This is a genomic window from Pseudomonas songnenensis, assembly GCF_003696315.1.
GTDB classification, from domain to species: domain Bacteria; phylum Pseudomonadota; class Gammaproteobacteria; order Pseudomonadales; family Pseudomonadaceae; genus Stutzerimonas; species Stutzerimonas songnenensis.
On the sequence record NZ_RFFN01000005.1, the window covers coordinates 109,525 to 125,598 of the forward strand.

The 16,074-nt window shown below is 61.5% G+C and carries 18 protein-coding genes; 14 read left to right on the top strand and 4 right to left on the bottom strand.

Annotation, left to right across the window (positions count from 1 at the left end; all coding sequences use genetic code 11):
* Positions 1–6: 6 nt before the first annotated feature.
* Together EA798_RS14495 and EA798_RS14500 are read right to left on the bottom strand one after the other, a co-directional pair.
* Positions 7–531 (bottom strand): KdsC family phosphatase, encoded by a 525-nt coding sequence (locus tag EA798_RS14495; protein WP_106155729.1) that lies wholly within the window; start codon positions 529–531, stop codon positions 7–9.
* On the bottom strand, positions 531–1,505 hold the full coding sequence (locus EA798_RS14500) for a KpsF/GutQ family sugar-phosphate isomerase (protein ID WP_106155728.1): 975 nt from the start codon (positions 1,503–1,505) through the stop codon (positions 531–533). The genes EA798_RS14495 and EA798_RS14500 overlap by 1 nt, the downstream gene beginning before the upstream one ends.
* A 281-nt stretch (positions 1,506–1,786) precedes the next feature.
* Here EA798_RS14500 and EA798_RS14505 point away from each other — a divergent pair, with 281 nt between their 5' ends.
* The 11 genes from EA798_RS14505 (at position 1,787) to hisC (ending at position 10,373) form a co-directional block, all read left to right on the top strand.
* Complete coding sequence (locus EA798_RS14505; protein ID WP_122099400.1) at positions 1,787–2,602, top strand: ATP-binding cassette domain-containing protein; 816 nt, start codon at positions 1,787–1,789, stop codon at positions 2,600–2,602.
* Entirely contained in the window at positions 2,595–3,392 is a 798-nt protein-coding gene (gene mlaE, locus EA798_RS14510; RefSeq protein ID WP_106155726.1) for a lipid asymmetry maintenance ABC transporter permease subunit MlaE, read from the top strand. The genes EA798_RS14505 and mlaE overlap by 8 nt, the downstream gene beginning before the upstream one ends.
* The gene (gene mlaD / locus EA798_RS14515) at positions 3,392–3,850 is read left to right on the top strand and encodes an outer membrane lipid asymmetry maintenance protein MlaD (RefSeq protein WP_106155725.1); all 459 of its coding nucleotides are present in this window, start codon (positions 3,392–3,394) and stop codon (positions 3,848–3,850) included. The genes mlaE and mlaD overlap by 1 nt, the downstream gene beginning before the upstream one ends.
* Positions 3,851–3,861: 11 nt before the next feature.
* The gene (locus tag EA798_RS14520; protein WP_106155724.1) at positions 3,862–4,509 is read left to right on the top strand and encodes an MlaC/ttg2D family ABC transporter substrate-binding protein; all 648 of its coding nucleotides are present in this window, start codon (positions 3,862–3,864) and stop codon (positions 4,507–4,509) included.
* Positions 4,502–4,816 carry an STAS domain-containing protein gene (locus EA798_RS14525; protein WP_122099401.1) on the top strand — a complete coding sequence of 105 codons (315 nt, stop codon included), beginning with the start codon at positions 4,502–4,504 and terminating at the stop codon, positions 4,814–4,816. The genes EA798_RS14520 and EA798_RS14525 overlap by 8 nt, the downstream gene beginning before the upstream one ends.
* Positions 4,817–4,829: 13 nt before the next feature.
* A complete protein-coding gene (locus EA798_RS14530; RefSeq protein ID WP_106155722.1) occupies positions 4,830–5,321 on the top strand; it encodes a phosphate-starvation-inducible protein PsiE in 492 nt (163 codons plus the stop codon).
* Between the two features lie 99 nt (positions 5,322–5,420).
* Positions 5,421–5,660, top strand: coding sequence for a BolA family protein (locus tag EA798_RS14535; protein ID WP_106155721.1), 240 nt, complete (start codon positions 5,421–5,423; stop codon positions 5,658–5,660).
* A gap of 103 nt (positions 5,661–5,763) precedes the next feature.
* Entirely contained in the window at positions 5,764–7,029 is a 1,266-nt protein-coding gene (gene murA, locus EA798_RS14540) for a UDP-N-acetylglucosamine 1-carboxyvinyltransferase (protein ID WP_015278022.1), read from the top strand.
* 74 nt (positions 7,030–7,103) lie between these two features.
* A complete protein-coding gene (hisG, locus tag EA798_RS14545) occupies positions 7,104–7,736 on the top strand; it encodes an ATP phosphoribosyltransferase (protein ID WP_045666718.1) in 633 nt (210 codons plus the stop codon).
* A gap of 169 nt (positions 7,737–7,905) precedes the next feature.
* Entirely contained in the window at positions 7,906–9,216 is a 1,311-nt protein-coding gene (hisD, locus tag EA798_RS14550; RefSeq protein ID WP_122099402.1) for a histidinol dehydrogenase, read from the top strand.
* Positions 9,217–9,326: 110 nt separating this feature from the next.
* Entirely contained in the window at positions 9,327–10,373 is a 1,047-nt protein-coding gene (hisC, locus tag EA798_RS14555; RefSeq protein ID WP_122099403.1) for a histidinol-phosphate transaminase, read from the top strand.
* Positions 10,374–10,467: 94 nt separating this feature from the next.
* Here the strand turns inward: hisC and algW are convergent, their stop codons facing one another.
* Positions 10,468–11,625 (bottom strand): Do family serine endopeptidase AlgW, encoded by a 1,158-nt coding sequence (gene algW / locus EA798_RS14560; protein ID WP_106155717.1) that lies wholly within the window; start codon positions 11,623–11,625, stop codon positions 10,468–10,470.
* A 160-nt stretch (positions 11,626–11,785) separates the two neighbouring features.
* Between algW and EA798_RS14565 the strand changes: the two genes are divergently transcribed.
* The 3 genes from EA798_RS14565 (at position 11,786) to cysN (ending at position 15,547) form a co-directional block, all read left to right on the top strand.
* A complete protein-coding gene (locus tag EA798_RS14565) occupies positions 11,786–12,544 on the top strand; it encodes a Nif3-like dinuclear metal center hexameric protein (RefSeq protein ID WP_122099404.1) in 759 nt (252 codons plus the stop codon).
* A 175-nt stretch (positions 12,545–12,719) separates the two neighbouring features.
* On the top strand, positions 12,720–13,637 hold the full coding sequence (cysD, locus tag EA798_RS14570; protein WP_015278016.1) for a sulfate adenylyltransferase subunit CysD: 918 nt from the start codon (positions 12,720–12,722) through the stop codon (positions 13,635–13,637).
* Between the two features lie 11 nt (positions 13,638–13,648).
* Positions 13,649–15,547 (top strand): sulfate adenylyltransferase subunit CysN, encoded by a 1,899-nt coding sequence (cysN, locus tag EA798_RS14575; protein ID WP_122099405.1) that lies wholly within the window; start codon positions 13,649–13,651, stop codon positions 15,545–15,547.
* A 77-nt stretch (positions 15,548–15,624) separates the two neighbouring features.
* Here cysN and EA798_RS14580 read toward each other — a convergent pair whose 3' ends face one another.
* The gene (locus EA798_RS14580) at positions 15,625–16,062 is read right to left on the bottom strand and encodes a pilin (protein WP_122099406.1); all 438 of its coding nucleotides are present in this window, start codon (positions 16,060–16,062) and stop codon (positions 15,625–15,627) included.
* Between the last annotated feature and the right edge of the window lie 12 nt (positions 16,063–16,074).

Here is a 16,074-nt window from a genome sequence, read left to right on the forward strand (position 1 = left end):
AGACCTCTACAGATAAGCGTTCTGCGCGGCGGCCAGGGTGCCCTGGGCGCGCATGATCAGTTCGCAGAACTCGCGTGCTGCACCTTCGCCGCCGCGTGCCTGCGTCACGCCGTGTGAATGTGCACGGACGAACGAGTCGGCGCTGGCGACTGCCATGCCGAGGCCGACACGGCGGATCACCGGCAGGTCCGGCAGATCGTCGCCGAGATAAGCCACCTCAGAGTAGCTCAGGCCGAGTTCGGCGAGCAGCTCGTCGAGCACGACCAGCTTGTCTTCGCGGCCCTGGTAAAGGTGTTGGATGCCCAGATTCTGCGCGCGACGCTCCACGACCGGCGTCTTGCGCCCGCTGATGATTGCGGTGCGCACGCCGGAATTGATCAGCATCTTGATGCCATGACCGTCCAGCGTGTTGAAGGTTTTGAACTCGCTACCGTCCGTAAGAAAATACAGGCGACCGTCGGTCAGGACGCCATCGACGTCGAAGATCGCCAGGCGGATGTCGCGGGCGCGTTGCAGCAGTTGCTCGTGCATTACATCACCCCCGCGCGCAGCAGGTCGTGCATGTTCAGCGCGCCGACCGGCAGCTCGCTATCGTCGATCACCACCAGTGAGCTGATCTTGTGGTCTTCCATGATCTTCAGTGCCTCGGCTGCAAGCATTTCCGCATTGGCGGTCTTGCCGTGAACGGTCATGACCTCGTCAATGCTGGTCTGGCGTACATCCACGCCCTTGTCCAGCGCGCGGCGCAGATCGCCGTCGGTGAATATTCCCGCCAGCCGCCCGTCCGTTTCGACGATCACGGTCATGCCCAGGCCCTTCTGCGTCATCTCCAGCAGGGCGTCGCGTAGTGAGGTCCCGCGCGGCACTCTGGGCAGGCGCTCGCCTGTGTGCATCACATGCTCGACCTTGAGCAGCAGCCGGCGGCCCAGCGCGCCGCCCGGGTGGGAGAAGGCAAAATCTTCGGCGGTGAAACCGCGGGCTTCCAGTAGCGCGATGGCCAGCGCATCGCCCAGTACCAGGCTCACGGTTGTGGATGAGGTCGGTGCGAGATTCAGCGGGCAGGCTTCGATACTGACGCTGGCATCCAGATTCACCGCGGCGGCCTTGGCCAGCACCGAGCTGGGATTGCCGGTCATGCTGATCAGGGTGATGCCGAGACGCTTGATCAGCGGCAGCAGGGTGACGATCTCGCTGGTAGTGCCGGAGTTGGACAGAGCCAGTACGACGTCATCCTGGGTGATCATGCCCATGTCGCCATGGCTGGCTTCGGCCGGGTGCACGAAGAAGGCGGCGGTGCCGGTGCTGGCCAGCGTTGCGGCGATCTTGCGGCCGATGTGCCCGGATTTGCCCATGCCGACCACGACCACGCGGCCCTTGCACGCCAGGATCAATTCGCAGGCCCTGACGAAGCTTGCGTCGATTCTGGCGTTCAGCTGCTCAACTGCCTCGGTTTCCAGGCGGATGGTGCGTTGCGCGGTTTCGATCAACTGGCTGCTCTGGCTCATGGCTGGCGAGGTCGTCCGATTAAAAAGCGCGGATTATAGCGAGAAACGGGCTGCCGCTGATGGAAAATCTCGGCGGTCCAGCGTCGTTGCGCCTGAAGGATCTGATCACTGCTAGCTGAACCCAGGCTGAACGGGCGTGTCGCTAGTCATCTGCTGAAACGCTCATTGGTTGGGCGGCCATAGGGGCGGTGCTATAGTGCGCGCCCGAAAACGGTCAGGCAGAAAGTATCCCGGCGCCGACGGGAACCGTCTGTTTCGCAGACTGCATGCAAGGAGACCAGATGAGCGCCAGCAACGACTACGCGGTCGAGCTGAAGGGAGTGACCTTCATGCGAGGCGAGCGCAGTATCTTCGATAAAGTCGACATCGCGATCCCGCGAGGGAAGGTCACGGCCATCATGGGGCCGTCCGGGTGCGGCAAGACGACTCTGCTGCGGCTGATCGCCGCTCAGCTGATGCCTTCGCAGGGTGAGGTATGGGTAGCCGGCAACAACCTGCCGAGCCTCTCGCGTAGCGAGCTGTTCGATATGCGCAAGCAGATGGGGGTGCTGTTTCAGAGCGGTGCACTCTTTACCGATCTGGACGTGTTCGAGAACGTCGCCTTCCCCCTGCGCGTGCACACCAAGCTGCCGGAAGAGATGATCCGCGACATCGTGCTGATGAAGCTGGAAGCTGTCGGCCTGCGCGGTGCCATCGAGCTGATGCCCGACGAACTCTCCGGTGGCATGAAGCGGCGTGTCGCGCTTGCGCGGGCGATTGCGCTGGATCCGCAGATTCTGATGTACGACGAGCCTTTCGCCGGGCAGGACCCGATCGCGATGGGCGTGTTGGTGCGCCTGATCCGGTTGCTCAACGATGCCTTGGGTATCACCAGTATCGTGGTTTCCCATGACCTGGCCGAAACCGCTTCCATCGCCGATTACATCTATGTCGTGGGCGACTCCCAGGTGCTCGGGCAGGGCACACCGTCCGAACTGATGGCGTCGGATAATCCGCGTATTCGACAATTCATGAAGGGTTCGGCCGATGGGCCGGTGCCGTTCCATTTTCCCGCGCCGGCATACGCCGACGACCTGCTGGGAGGCACCGATGCGTAAGCGTTCCTTGTTGGATCGGGTCGCCTTGTTGGGGCGCGCCGGTCTGGATGTGCTGGCGGCGCTCGGGCGCTCGACCATTTTCCTGGTGCATGCCCTGTTTGGCCGCAGCGGCCTGCACAACGGCTTCTCGCTGTTGGTCAAGCAGCTTTATTCGGTCGGCGTTTTGTCGCTGGCGATCGTCGTGGTGTCCGGCATTTTCATTGGCATGGTACTGGCGCTGCAGGGCTACAACATCCTCAGCAGCTACGGGTCGGAGCAGGCGGTTGGACAGATGGTTGCGCTGACCTTGCTGCGCGAGCTCGGGCCGGTAGTGACTGCGCTGCTGTTCGCGGGGCGTGCCGGCTCGGCGCTGGCGGCTGAGATCGGCAACATGAAATCCACCGAGCAGCTCTCGAGCCTGGAGATGATTGGTGTCGATCCGCTCAAGTACATCATCGCGCCACGTCTGTGGGCCGGCTTCATCTCGCTGCCGCTGCTGACATTGATCTTCAATGTGGTCGGCATCTGGGGCGGGGCGATGGTCGCGGTGGACTGGCTGGGTGTCTATGAGGGGTCGTTCTGGGCCAACATGCAGAACAGTGTCAACTTCCACTCGGATGTACTCAACGGCGTGATCAAGAGCGTGGTGTTTGCGCTGGTGGTCACCTGGATCGCCGTGTTCCAGGGCTACGACTGTGAGCCCACTTCTGAAGGTATCAGTCGTGCCACCACCCGGACCGTGGTGTATGCCTCGCTGGCAGTGCTCGGCCTCGATTTCATTTTGACCGCGTTGATGTTTGGAGATTTCTGATGCGTATCCGCACACTGGAAATGGGTGTCGGGCTGTTCCTGCTTGCCGGCTTGCTGGCCCTGCTGCTGCTGTCGCTGCGCGTTAGCGGGCTGAGTGTGGGCAGCGCCGACACGTACAAGCTGTATGCCTATTTCGACAATATCGCCGGTTTGACGGTCCGATCCAAGGTGACCATGGCCGGTGTGACCATCGGCAAGGTCACGGCGATCGATCTGGATCGTGATAGCTACACCGGTCGGGTGACCATGGAAATCCAGCAGGACGTGAACATCCTGCCGGCTGACTCTACCGCTTCGATCCTGACTGCCGGCCTGCTGGGCGAGAAGTACGTCGGCATCAGCGTGGGTGGCGACGATGAGCTGCTGAAGGATGGTGACACCATTCAGGACACCCAGTCCTCGCTGGTGCTGGAGGATCTGATCGGCAAATTCCTGCTCAACTCGGTAAATAGAGACTGAAGGAGATGAACATGATGACTGCCTTGCGTCGCGGCCTGCTGATTCTGCTGGCCATATTGCCCATGTATTCCCAGGCCGCACTGACCGCGCACCAGGTGATTCAGAAAACCACGGACGAGTTGCTGGCCGACCTCAAGGCTAACAAGGAGCAGTACCGCAGCGATCCGGCGGCCTTCTACGATTCGCTCAATGAGATTCTTGGTCCGGTGGTCGATGCTGATGGCATTTCGCGCAGCATCATGACCGTCAAATACTCGCGCAATGCGTCTCCCGAGCAGATGCAGCGCTTCCAGGAAAACTTCAAGCGCAGCCTGATGCAGTTCTATGGCAACGCTCTGCTGGAGTACAACAATCAGCAGATTCGGGTATTGCCGCCGAGCGGCAAGCAGGACCCCAAGCGCACCAGCGTTGGTATGGAAGTGGTGGGGCGTCAGGGCGAGATCTATCCGGTGTCCTACACCATGGTCAACGATGGCGAATGGCGTGTGCGCAACGTCATCATCAATGGCATCAATATCGGCAAGCTGTTCCGCGATCAGTTCGCCGACTCCATGCAGCGCAACGGCAACGATCTGGACAAGACCATTGATGGTTGGGCCGAGGTGGTAGCGCGCGCCAAGGATACCGAGGCCGGGCAGCAGGCGGTTGGCGATGAGTGAGGCGCGGATCGAGCCAGGTGTCGAAGGTGAATTACGCCTGGCCGGCGTGCTGGACTACCGTACAGGTCCGGCTCTTCGCGAGGCCGGGCGGGCGCTGATCAGTGGCAGCCGTGTTCCGCTTACGCTGGATTGCTCGGCGGTCGAGCGCTCCAGTAGTGTCGGGCTTTCGTTGCTGCTGGCTTTCATGCGTGACGCCAAGGCCGCCGGGGTCGGGCTGCGTGTCGCTGCGTTGCCAGCCGATATGCTGAAGATCGCCAAGGTGTCCGGATTGTTGGATATTATCCCGCTGGAAACATCCCTGGCTTGAAAGGAATCGTCGTATGAAGCTGCGTTGGGCTGAAAGCCTGCGTGACAGCTTGCATGAGCTGGCCGAATCGCTGGGCAACCTGCTGGTCGAGAGCTTTCACTATCTGGCATTGTTCGCCATTGGCGCCGTCACAGCCTGGGCGGCAGTCATGGCGTTCCTCGGCATGGTCGAGAAAGGCCACATCACTGTTGATGACATCCTGCTGCTGTTCATCTATCTCGAGCTTGGCGCGATGGTTGGGATCTATTTCAAGACCAACCATATGCCGGTGCGTTTCCTGATCTATGTCGCCATCACCGCGCTGACCCGTTTGCTGATTTCCGACATCTCGCATCATCACCGGCCCGATATGGGCGTGGTCTACGTGTCCGGCGCGATCCTGCTGCTGGCGTTGGCAATCCTGGTGGTGCGCTTTGCATCCTCGCGTTTCCCCGCCGTGCAGAGCGATAGCGGACGTTCGCGGCATCGCTCCAGTCGTGATCAGGGTGCCGAGACGCTTGATTGAGACATCTCCGTCGGTTCGGCAAGGTTCGGGGTTCGCAGCTTCCAGGCTTTTTTGTATGATGGCCGGCCCGTGCGCGTGCTGCGCCGATCGAGGTTGAACATGCAGGCCCAAGAAGTGAAGAGTTTCCTGGAAGAGAAGATTCCAGGTGCCCAGGTAGAAGTGGAAGGCGAAGGCTGCAACTTCCAGCTCAACGTGATCAGTGACGAGCTGGCGGGTCTGAGCCCGGTCAAGCGTCAGCAGCAGATCTATGCACACCTCAACCCCTGGATCGCTGATGGCAGCATTCATGCCGTCACCATGAAGTTCTTCAGTCGCACCGACTGGGCCGGGCGCGCCTGATCGCCGCCGGCTAACGCCACCAATCATTCCAGGCAGAGCGCGTCTCGTTGACTGCGCCGCCCCCTTTGGCAGTGCTTCCAGCCTGCGGCTTACGGGATTATCCATGGACAAATTGATCATTACCGGCGGCATTCGCCTCGATGGCGAAATCCGCATTTCCGGTGCGAAGAACTCCGCCCTGCCGATCCTGGCCGCCACGTTGCTGGCCGACACTCCGGTCACGGTGTGCAATCTGCCGCACCTGCACGACATCACCACGATGATCGAACTGTTCGGCCGCATGGGCGTACAGCCGGTCATCGACGAGAAGCTCAGCGTCGAGGTCGATGCCAGCAGCATCAAGACGCTGGTCGCGCCCTATGAGCTGGTGAAGACCATGCGTGCATCGATCCTGGTGCTCGGCCCGATGGTGGCGCGTTTCGGTGAAGCCGAGGTGGCTCTGCCCGGCGGCTGCGCGATCGGCTCGCGTCCGGTTGACCTGCATATCCGTGGCCTGGAAGCCATGGGCGCACAGATCGACGTCGAAGGCGGCTACATCAAGGCGAAGGCGCCTGCTGGTGGTCTGCGTGGTGCGCATTTCTTTTTCGACACGGTCAGCGTGACCGGTACCGAGAACATCATGATGGCCGCCGCGCTGGCCAACGGCCGCAGCGTGCTGGAAAACGCCGCGCGCGAGCCTGAAGTGGTCGATCTGGCCAATTTCCTCAACGCCATGGGCGCCAAGGTTTCCGGTGCCGGCACTGACACCATTACCATCGATGGCGTCAAACGCCTCGGTGGCGGGCGCTACAGCGTCATGCCCGACCGCATCGAGACCGGCACCTATCTGGTAGCTGCCGCTGCCACCGGAGGTCGTGTTCGCCTGAAGGACACCGATGCGACGCTGCTCGAAGCCGTGCTGCACAAGCTGGTCGAGGCCGGTGCGCATATCGATACCGGCAGCGACTGGATCGAGCTGGACATGAAAGGCAAGCGGCCCAAGGCGGTCAACGTTCGCACGGCGCCGTACCCGGCCTTCCCGACCGACATGCAGGCGCAGTTCATTGCCCTGAATGCCATCGCCGAAGGTACTGGTACGGTGATCGAGACGGTATTCGAGAACCGCTTCATGCACGTCTATGAGATGAATCGCATGGGTGCGCAGATTCTGGTCGAAGGCAACACCGCCATCGTCACGGGTGTCGAGCGCCTCAAAGGCGCACCGGTCATGGCGACCGATCTGCGCGCTTCGGCAAGTCTGGTGATCGCCGGCCTGGTGGCCGAAGGCGATACGCTGATCGATCGCATCTACCACATCGATCGTGGTTACGAGTGCATCGAAGAGAAGTTGCAGTTGCTCGGCGCGAAGATTCGCCGCGTTCCGGGCTAGGCTTCGCGAGACGGATGGCTAGCGGGCCCTTGACTAGCGGGGGCCCACCCGAGGTTCCAAAGGAAATGTGCTCCATGCTCACCATCGCCCTGTCGAAAGGCCGCATTCTCGACGACACTCTGCCGCTGCTGGCTGCTGCGGGTATCGTACCCACCGAGAATCCGGACAAGAGCCGCAAGCTGATCATCCCGACTACCCAGGATGACGTTCGTCTGCTGATCGTTCGGGCTACGGATGTGCCTACCTATGTCGAGCATGGCGCAGCCGATCTTGGGGTCGCTGGCAAGGACGTGTTGATGGAATACGGTGGCCAGGGGCTGTACGAGCCGCTGGATCTGCGTATCGCCAACTGCAAGCTGATGACCGCTGGCAAGGTCGGCGCGCCAGAGCCCAAGGGCCGCCTGCGCGTGGCCACCAAGTTCGTCAACGTCGCCAAGCGCTACTACGCCGAGCAGGGCCGGCAGGTCGACATCATTAAGCTGTACGGCTCCATGGAACTCGCTCCGCTGGTGGGGCTGGCGGACAAGATCATCGACGTGGTCGACACCGGCAATACACTGCGCGCCAACGGTCTGGAACCCCAGGAACTGATCGCACACATCAGTTCGCGGCTGGTGGTGAACAAGGCTTCGATGAAAATGCAGCACGCGCGCATCCAGGCGCTGATCGATACCCTGCACGCGGCAGTCCAGCAGCATCAGCATTGATGAATCTCGCGGTCACCACCGCGCCTGCCTATCCGTGCCATAGCTGAAATTCTCAGGTGCCCGCACGGTGGGCTTGATATTCTAGCGGCGCCTGAGAGCCCGGCCTGCGCTTCGTGCCATTGCAGTGAAGCCGGCCGCTTCCGATGCCCAGCCAATCATGAGGCCCGCTATGACCGCTCCCTCCGCCATTCGCCGACTCAACGCTGCCGATGCCGATTTCGCTCGTCATCTGGATCATCTGTTGAGCTGGGAAAGCGTTTCCGATGACGGCGTGAACGAGAGGGTGCTGGAGATCATCAAGGCTGTACGCGAGCGGGGCGATGCTGCGCTGGTCGAACTGACCCAGCGCTTCGATGGGCTGCAGGTCGCTTCGATGGCCGATCTGATCCTGCCGCGCGCGCGCCTGGAGCAGGCCCTTGAGCGCATCACGCCAGCGCAGCGCGAGGCCCTGGAGATCGCCGCCGAGCGCGTGCGCAGCTATCACGAGCGGCAGAAGCAGGATTCCTGGGTCTATACCGAAGCCGACGGCACGGTACTTGGGCAGAAGGTCACCCCGCTGGATCGCGCCGGGCTCTACGTGCCGGGCGGCAAGGCGTCCTATCCGTCGTCGGTATTGATGAATGCCATTCCGGCCAAGGTCGCCGGTGTGCCCGAGGTCGTCATGGTCGTACCGACGCCTCGTGGCGAGCTCAACGAACTGGTGCTTGCTGCAGCCTGTATCGCCGGCGTCGACCGGGTGTTCACCATTGGCGGGGCGCAGGCCGTCGCGGCATTGGCCTACGGCACCGAGAGCGTGCCGCCGGTGGACAAGATCGTCGGTCCGGGCAACATCTACGTGGCGACCGCCAAGCGTCACGTGTTCGGCAAGGTCGGCATCGACATGATTGCCGGCCCATCGGAAATCCTGGTGGTCTGCGACGGTCAGACCGACCCCGACTGGATTGCCATGGACCTGTTCTCCCAGGCCGAGCATGACGAGGACGCCCAGTCCATTCTGGTCAGCCCTGACGCCGAATTTCTCGATCGTGTCGCCGAAAGCATTGCTCGCTTGCTGCCCACGCTTGAGCGTGCCGACATCGCTCGTACTTCGATCGAGGGGCGGGGTGCGCTGATCCTCGTTGCCGATATGCAGCAGGCCATCGACGTGGCCAATCGCATCGCGCCGGAGCACCTGGAGTTGTCGGTCGCTGAGCCGGAGCAGTGGCTGCCGCAGATCCGTCACGCCGGGGCGATCTTCATGGGTCGCTACACCGCTGAGGCGCTGGGCGACTACTGCGCCGGGCCCAACCACGTACTGCCGACCTCGGGCACCGCGCGCTTCTCCTCGCCACTGGGCGTGTACGACTTCCAGAAGCGTTCGTCGATCATCAATTGCTCGGCCGAGGGGGCTTCGACGCTGGGCAAGGTGGCGTCTGTGCTGGCCCGCGGTGAGTCGCTCACTGCCCACGCCCGTAGCGCCGAGTACCGTATCAAGGGCTAATGGCGTTCGTGCGGGGCGGACAGCGTGTCGCGTGTCCGCCTCGCGGTCGCCAAGACTTCGCCATTTATCGCCCCACGGCAAATCGATCACATTCAAGGAGAGAAGGGCAGATGAGCAAATTCTGGAGCCCCTTCGTCAAAGACCTGGTGCCCTATGTGCCGGGTGAGCAGCCGAAGCTGAGCAAGCTGGTCAAGCTCAACACCAACGAGAACCCCTACGGCCCGTCGCCGCGTGCGATCGCTGCGATGCAGGCGGAGCTTAACGACAGTCTGCGGCTGTACCCCGATCCCAACGGCGAGCGGCTGAAGCAGGCGGTGGCCGATTATTACGGTGTGCAGCCGGCTCAGGTGTTTGTCGGCAACGGCTCGGACGAGGTGCTTGCGCACGCTTTCCATGGGCTGTTCCAGCATGCCGGTCCATTGCTGTTTCCGGATATCAGCTACAGCTTCTATCCGGTCTACTGCGGGCTGTACGGCATCGCCTACGAAACCGTTGCGCTCGATGAGCAGTTCCAGATCGACGTAGCCGACTACAACCGTCCGAATGGCGGCATCATCTTCCCGAATCCGAATGCTCCAACCGGCTGTCTGCTTGCGCTTGAGGCAATCGAGCGGTTGCTGAAGGCAAATACCGAATCGGTGGTGCTGGTCGACGAAGCCTATGTGGATTTTGGCGGTGAGTCCGCCATCGCGCTGGTCGATCGCTACCCGAATCTGCTGGTGACGCAGACGCTGTCCAAGTCGCGTTCGCTGGCCGGGCTGCGCGTAGGGTTGGCGGTTGGCCATCCCGATCTGATCGAGGCCTTGGAGCGGATCAAGAACAGCTTCAATTCCTATCCGCTGGATCGCATCGCCATTGCCGGTGCGGCCGCAGCTTTCGAAGATCGCGCGTATTTCCAGCAGACCTGCCAACAGGTCATCGACAGCCGCGAGGCGGTGGTGGCTGCCATGCAGGGGCTGGGTTTCGAGGTGCTACCGTCGGCGGCCAACTTCATTTTTGCCCGCCACCCGCAGCGTGATGCGGCCGCCATCGCCGCCAGCCTGCGTGAGCAGGGCGTCATTGTCCGTCACTTCAAGCAGCGTCGTATCGAGCAGTTCCTGCGTATCACCATTGGCAAGCCGGAACAGAATCAGGCGCTGTTGGAGGCGCTCGGCTAAGGCTGAGCGAGGCGGGCGGCGGCAGGCCTGCGAAGCTGCCGGAGCCGAGAAGCGCGTCGTGCCTGGGTGACTGTAGCGTCAGGCAGTGGGCGCGCTATTTCGGAGCCGTGCTCACCGGGGCGCGCATGCCCACTTCTGCAGTCAGCGTTAGCGGCTTGCCGTTGCGCAGAATGTCGATATCGATCTTTTCGCCCGGGCGGGCGCGGGCGACCTGGTTCATCGAGCTGCGGCCGTCGGCTGACTGCACGCCGTCGATGCTCAGAATCAGATCTCCGGGCTGCAGCCCCGCACGGGCGGCAGGACCGTCGCGGTACACCCCCGCGACGACGATACCGGGACGACCTTCCTGACCAAAGGATTCCGCCAGCTCCTGGGTCAGCGACTGCACCTCCACGCCCAGCCAGCCGCGGATGACCTGACCGTGGTCGATGATCGACTTCATCACCTCCAGCGCAAGCTTCACCGGAATCGCGAAACCAATGCCCTGCGAGCCACCCGACTCGGAGATAATGGCGGTGTTGATGCCGATCAGGTTGCCCTCGGCATCCACCAATGCGCCGCCGGAGTTGCCTCGGTTGATCGCCGCGTCGGTCTGGATAAAGTCTTCATAGGTATTCAGGCCCAGCTGGTTGCGGCCAGTCGCGCTGATGATGCCCATGGTGACGGTCTGGCCGACGCCGAACGGGTTGCCGATCGCAAGCGTGACGTCGCCGACGCGTATGCGGTCGGAATGGCCGACGGTGATGGCCGGCAGGTCCGCCAGGTCGATCTTCAATACGGCGAGGTCGGTTTCCGGGTCGCTGCCGATTACCCGAGCCAGCGTCTCCCGTCCGTCTTTGAGCGCCACCACGATCTGCTCGGCGTTCGCCGTTACATGGTTGTTGGTCAGCAGATAGCCTTCCGGGCTCATGATCACCGCTGAGCCGAGGCTCGACTCCATCCGCCGCTGCCTCGGCAGGTTGTCGTTGAAGAATCGTTGAAACAACGGGTCTTTTGACAGCGGCGCCTGCTGCTCGGTTTTCTCGATGAGCTTGGTGGTATAGAGATTGGCAACTGCCGGAGCGGCGCCAGCGACCGCGTTGGCATAGGAATACGGGCCCTGCTGCGGTGTGGTGGCAACCAACGGCGCCTGCCGTAGACCGATGTCGCGCTCTTTGATGCCGACCAGTTGCGGGTATCGCTGGATGATCAGCAGAGCTACGAGCAGGCCGACCAGCAACGGCCAGCCAAAGAAACGTAGGGCATTGAACATCGCGCAGGGGTCCGGACAGAGTTGCGGGCGCGCAAAGCGGCCCTTAAGGTGGCGGCATTATACGAAGCTGCAACTGAAATGCAGCTTCATGCGTGCATGTTTTGCTGCGGCGGTTCGACGGGCACCGGTCGTGCCTGCCGCGCCATCAAGAGGTATCCCCATGACAGTTGCGCTTACCACTCTGGTTCAGGAGGCAGACCGTTATCTGGATGCCGCGAGGATTGCCGACTATTGCCCTAATGGCCTGCAAGTCGAGGGGCGTTCACAGGTCACGCGGATCGTCAGCGGCGTTACGGCCAGCCAGGCACTGCTGGATGCGGCGGTCGAGGCGAATGCCGACGTGGTGCTGGTGCACCATGGTTATTTCTGGAAGAACGAGGACGCCCGCATCATCGGCATGAAACAGCGCCGCCTGAAGACGCTGCTGGTAAACGGGATCAGTCTGCTGGCCTATCATCTTCCGCTGGATGTGCATCCTGAAGTGGGCAATAACGTGCGATTGGGGGCGCTGCTCGGCCTGCAGACCGAGGGGCCGCTCGAGCCGGGCAATCCTCGTTCGGTGGGCCTGGTTGGCTCTCTGGAGAAACCCCTGACTGCAACCGAATTTCAGCAACGGATACATGATGCGCTAGGCCGTGCGCCACTGATGGTCGAAGGCAGTGGTCGGATTGAGCGCGTGGCGTGGTGTACTGGTGGTGCTCAGGGGTATATCGAACAGGCTGTAGCGGCTGGCGTGGACGCCTATATCACCGGTGAAATATCTGAGCCGACTGCACATGTCGCGCGTGAAAATGGCCTGAGCTTCTTTGCCGCTGGGCATCACGCCACCGAGCGCTATGGCGTCCAGGCGCTGGGCGAATACCTTGCCGGCCGGTTCGACATCGAGCACCGGTTCATCGACTGCCCCAACCCTGCGTGAACCCGGATTTGCCGGCTCGACGCAACTTGGGTGGGCCGGGAATCGCGCCCTGCTAGTCGATATAAATCTATAGCTTTTAGGTCTAACTGGCCGCCTGATTAGAATCTAAAGCCGTGTTAGAGTTGCGCCCAATCAACGGCCCACCGGCCGTCCACCTGCCAAATCGTGAGTAGCCATGGTCGACAAACTGACGCATCTGAAACAGCTGGAGGCGGAAAGCATCCATATCATCCGTGAGGTTGCAGCCGAGTTCGGCAACCCGGTGATGCTCTATTCCATTGGCAAGGATTCGGCCGTGATGTTGCACCTGGCGCGCAAGGCCTTCTTCCCGGGCAAGCTGCCGTTCCCGGTCCTGCACGTCGATACGCGCTGGAAGTTTCAGGAGATGTACAGTTTCCGCGCCAAAATGGTCGAGGAGATGGGGCTGGAACTGATCACCCACATCAACCCCGACGGCGTCGCGCAGGACATGAATCCCTTCACCTACGGTAGTGCCAAGCACACTGACGTGATGAAGACCGAAGGTCTCAAGCAGGCGCTCGACAAGTACGGTTTCGACGCTGCTTTTGGCGGTGCTCGACGCGACGAGGAAAAGTCACGCGCCAAGGAGCGCGTCTACTCCTTCCGCGACAGCAAGCATCGCTGGGACCCGAAGAATCAGCGTCCCGAGCTGTGGAATCTCTACAACGGCAAGGTCAAGAAGGGCGAGTCGATCCGTGTCTTCCCGCTGTCGAACTGGACCGAACTGGATATCTGGCAGTACATCTACCTTGAGCAGATCCCGATCGTGCCCCTGTACTTCGCCGCCGAGCGGGAGGTGGTCGAGCTCAACGGCACGCTGGTGATGATCGATGACGAGCGCATCCTTCAACATCTGACGCCAGAGCAGAAGGCTAGCATCCACAAGAAGATGGTGCGCTTCCGCACCCTGGGCTGCTACCCATTGACCGGTGCCGTCGAATCCACCGCGACCAGCCTGCCGGAGATCATTCAGGAGATGCTCCTGACCCGTACTTCCGAGCGTCAGGGGCGCGTCATCGACCATGACGCCACCGGCTCGATGGAAGAAAAGAAACGCCAGGGTTACTTCTAAGGAAACGCATCATGAGTCACCAATCCGAACTGATCAGCGAGGACATCCTCGCCTACCTGGCGCAACACGAGCGCAAGGAACTCCTGCGTTTCCTGACCTGCGGCAATGTCGATGACGGCAAGAGCACGCTGATCGGCCGTCTGCTGCACGACTCGAAGATGATCTACGAGGACCACCTCGAGGCCATCACCCGCGATTCGAAGAAGGTCGGCACCACTGGCGAAGACGTCGACCTGGCACTGCTGGTCGACGGCCTGCAGGCCGAGCGCGAGCAGGGCATCACCATCGACGTCGCGTACCGCTATTTCTCGACGGCCAAGCGCAAGTTCATCATTGCCGACACCCCTGGCCATGAGCAGTACACGCGCAACATGGCGACTGGCGCCTCCACCTGTGACCTGGCGATCATTCTGGTCGATGCCCGTTACGGGGTGCAGACCCAGACCAAGCGCCACAGCTTCATCACCTCGCTGCTCGGCATCAAGCACATCGTGGTCGCCATCAACAAGATGGACCTGATGAACTTCGATCAGGATGTGTTCGAGAAGATCAAGGCCGACTACCTGGCCTTCGCCGATCGTATCGAGCTCAAGCCGTCGTCCCTGCACTTCGTGCCTATGTCGGCGCTCAAGGGCGACAACGTGGTCAATCGCAGCGAACGTGCGCCATGGTATGAGGGGCAGTCGCTGATGGAGATTCTCGAGAGTGTCGAGATCGCTGGCGACCGCAACTTCGACGACCTACGCTTCCCGGTGCAATACGTCAATCGCCCGAACCTGAACTTCCGCGGTTTCGCCGGCACCCTGGCGAGCGGCATCGTGCGCAAGGGCGACGAGATCGCCGTGCTGCCGTCCGGCAAGATCAGCCGGGTTAAATCCATCGTCACCTTTGATGGTGAGCTGGAACAGGCGACTCCGGGTGAGGCCGTCACCCTGACGCTCGAAGACGAGATCGACGTATCTCGCGGCGACATGCTGGTGCATGCCGATAGCCGTCCGCGCATCGCCGACAGCTTCGAGGCGATGCTCGTCTGGATGGGCGAAGAGCCGATGCTGCCGGGCAAGAAATACGACATCAAGCGCGCCACCAGCTACGTGCCGGGCTCCATCGCCAGCATTATCCATAAAGTGGATGTGAACACGCTGGAGAAGGGGGCTGCGAGCAGTCTGCAGCTCAACGAGATCGGCAAGGTCAAGGTTAGCCTGGACGCGCCGATCGCCCTGGACGGCTACGCGCAGAACCGCACGACCGGCGCTTTCATCGTCATCGATCGCCTTACCAATGGCACCGTCGGCGCCGGCATGATCATCGCCGAGCCGGTTGTCCATGGATCGGGCGGTCATCACGGCGCGCTGGCACACGTCTCTACCGAAGAACGCGCCACTCGCTTTGGCCAACAACCGGCGACCGTGCTGTTTACCGGCCTGTCTGGCGCTGGCAAGAGCACCCTGGCCTATGCGGTGGAACGCAAGTTGTTCGATATGGGGCGTGCGGTCTATGTACTCGATGGCCAGAACCTGCGCCACGACCTCAACAAAGGCCTACCGCAGGACCGCGCCGGCCGCACTGAAAACTGGCGCCGTGCCGCCCATGTCGCACGTCAGTTCAACGAGGCGGGGCTGATCACCCTGGCCGCGTTCGTCGCCCCTGACGCCGAAGGTCGCGAACAGGCCAAGGCGTTGATCGGCGCTGAGCGTCTGATCACCGTCTACGTCCAGGCCTCGCCGCAAGCCTGCCGTCAGCGCGATCCGCAGGGGTTGTATGCGGCAGGGGGGGATAACATTCCGGGTGAGTCTTTCCCGTACGATGTGCCACCGAATGCGGATCTGGTCGTCGACAGCGAAACGTCGGCTCTGGAAGAGGGGGTTAGGCAGGTTATTCAGTTGTTGCGCGAGCGTGGGGCAATCTGATTTCGCAGTAGTTTTGCAGCCCGTGCCCTATGCCGATGGCGTAGGGTGCGGTTGTAACTGCCACGGGGACTTGCGAGTTAGAAACATCCTGCCGGCATGTAGAAGTCCTTCCAGGCTCCTGCTCCCGACTCATCGATATCGCAATTCCAGGCGCCACCCGCAGAACGTGAGATGGATATGTGGGCGCCCGACACAACCGGGCTGACATTGCCACCAATTGTCACTCCTAAAGAGCCGGAGCCGTCGAGCAGGAAGTTGGCGATATCGCCGGAAGCGGCCACTGTGACATTGGAGGGAACATAGCCCAGATCCGTATTGCTGACGACATTACGGCCTCTGCTCAAATGCTCCTCGACAGCGGATTTGTAGGCGGCCAGTTCTGTATAGGCGCGCGTAACCTGCGAGCGTGCAACATAGTCTTGATACACCGGAATAGCTATAGCAGCCAGAATGCCGACGATTGCGACCACAATCATCAGCTCAATTAATGTAAAACCCTTGCTGTTACTTTGCATTAGCGTCCTCCC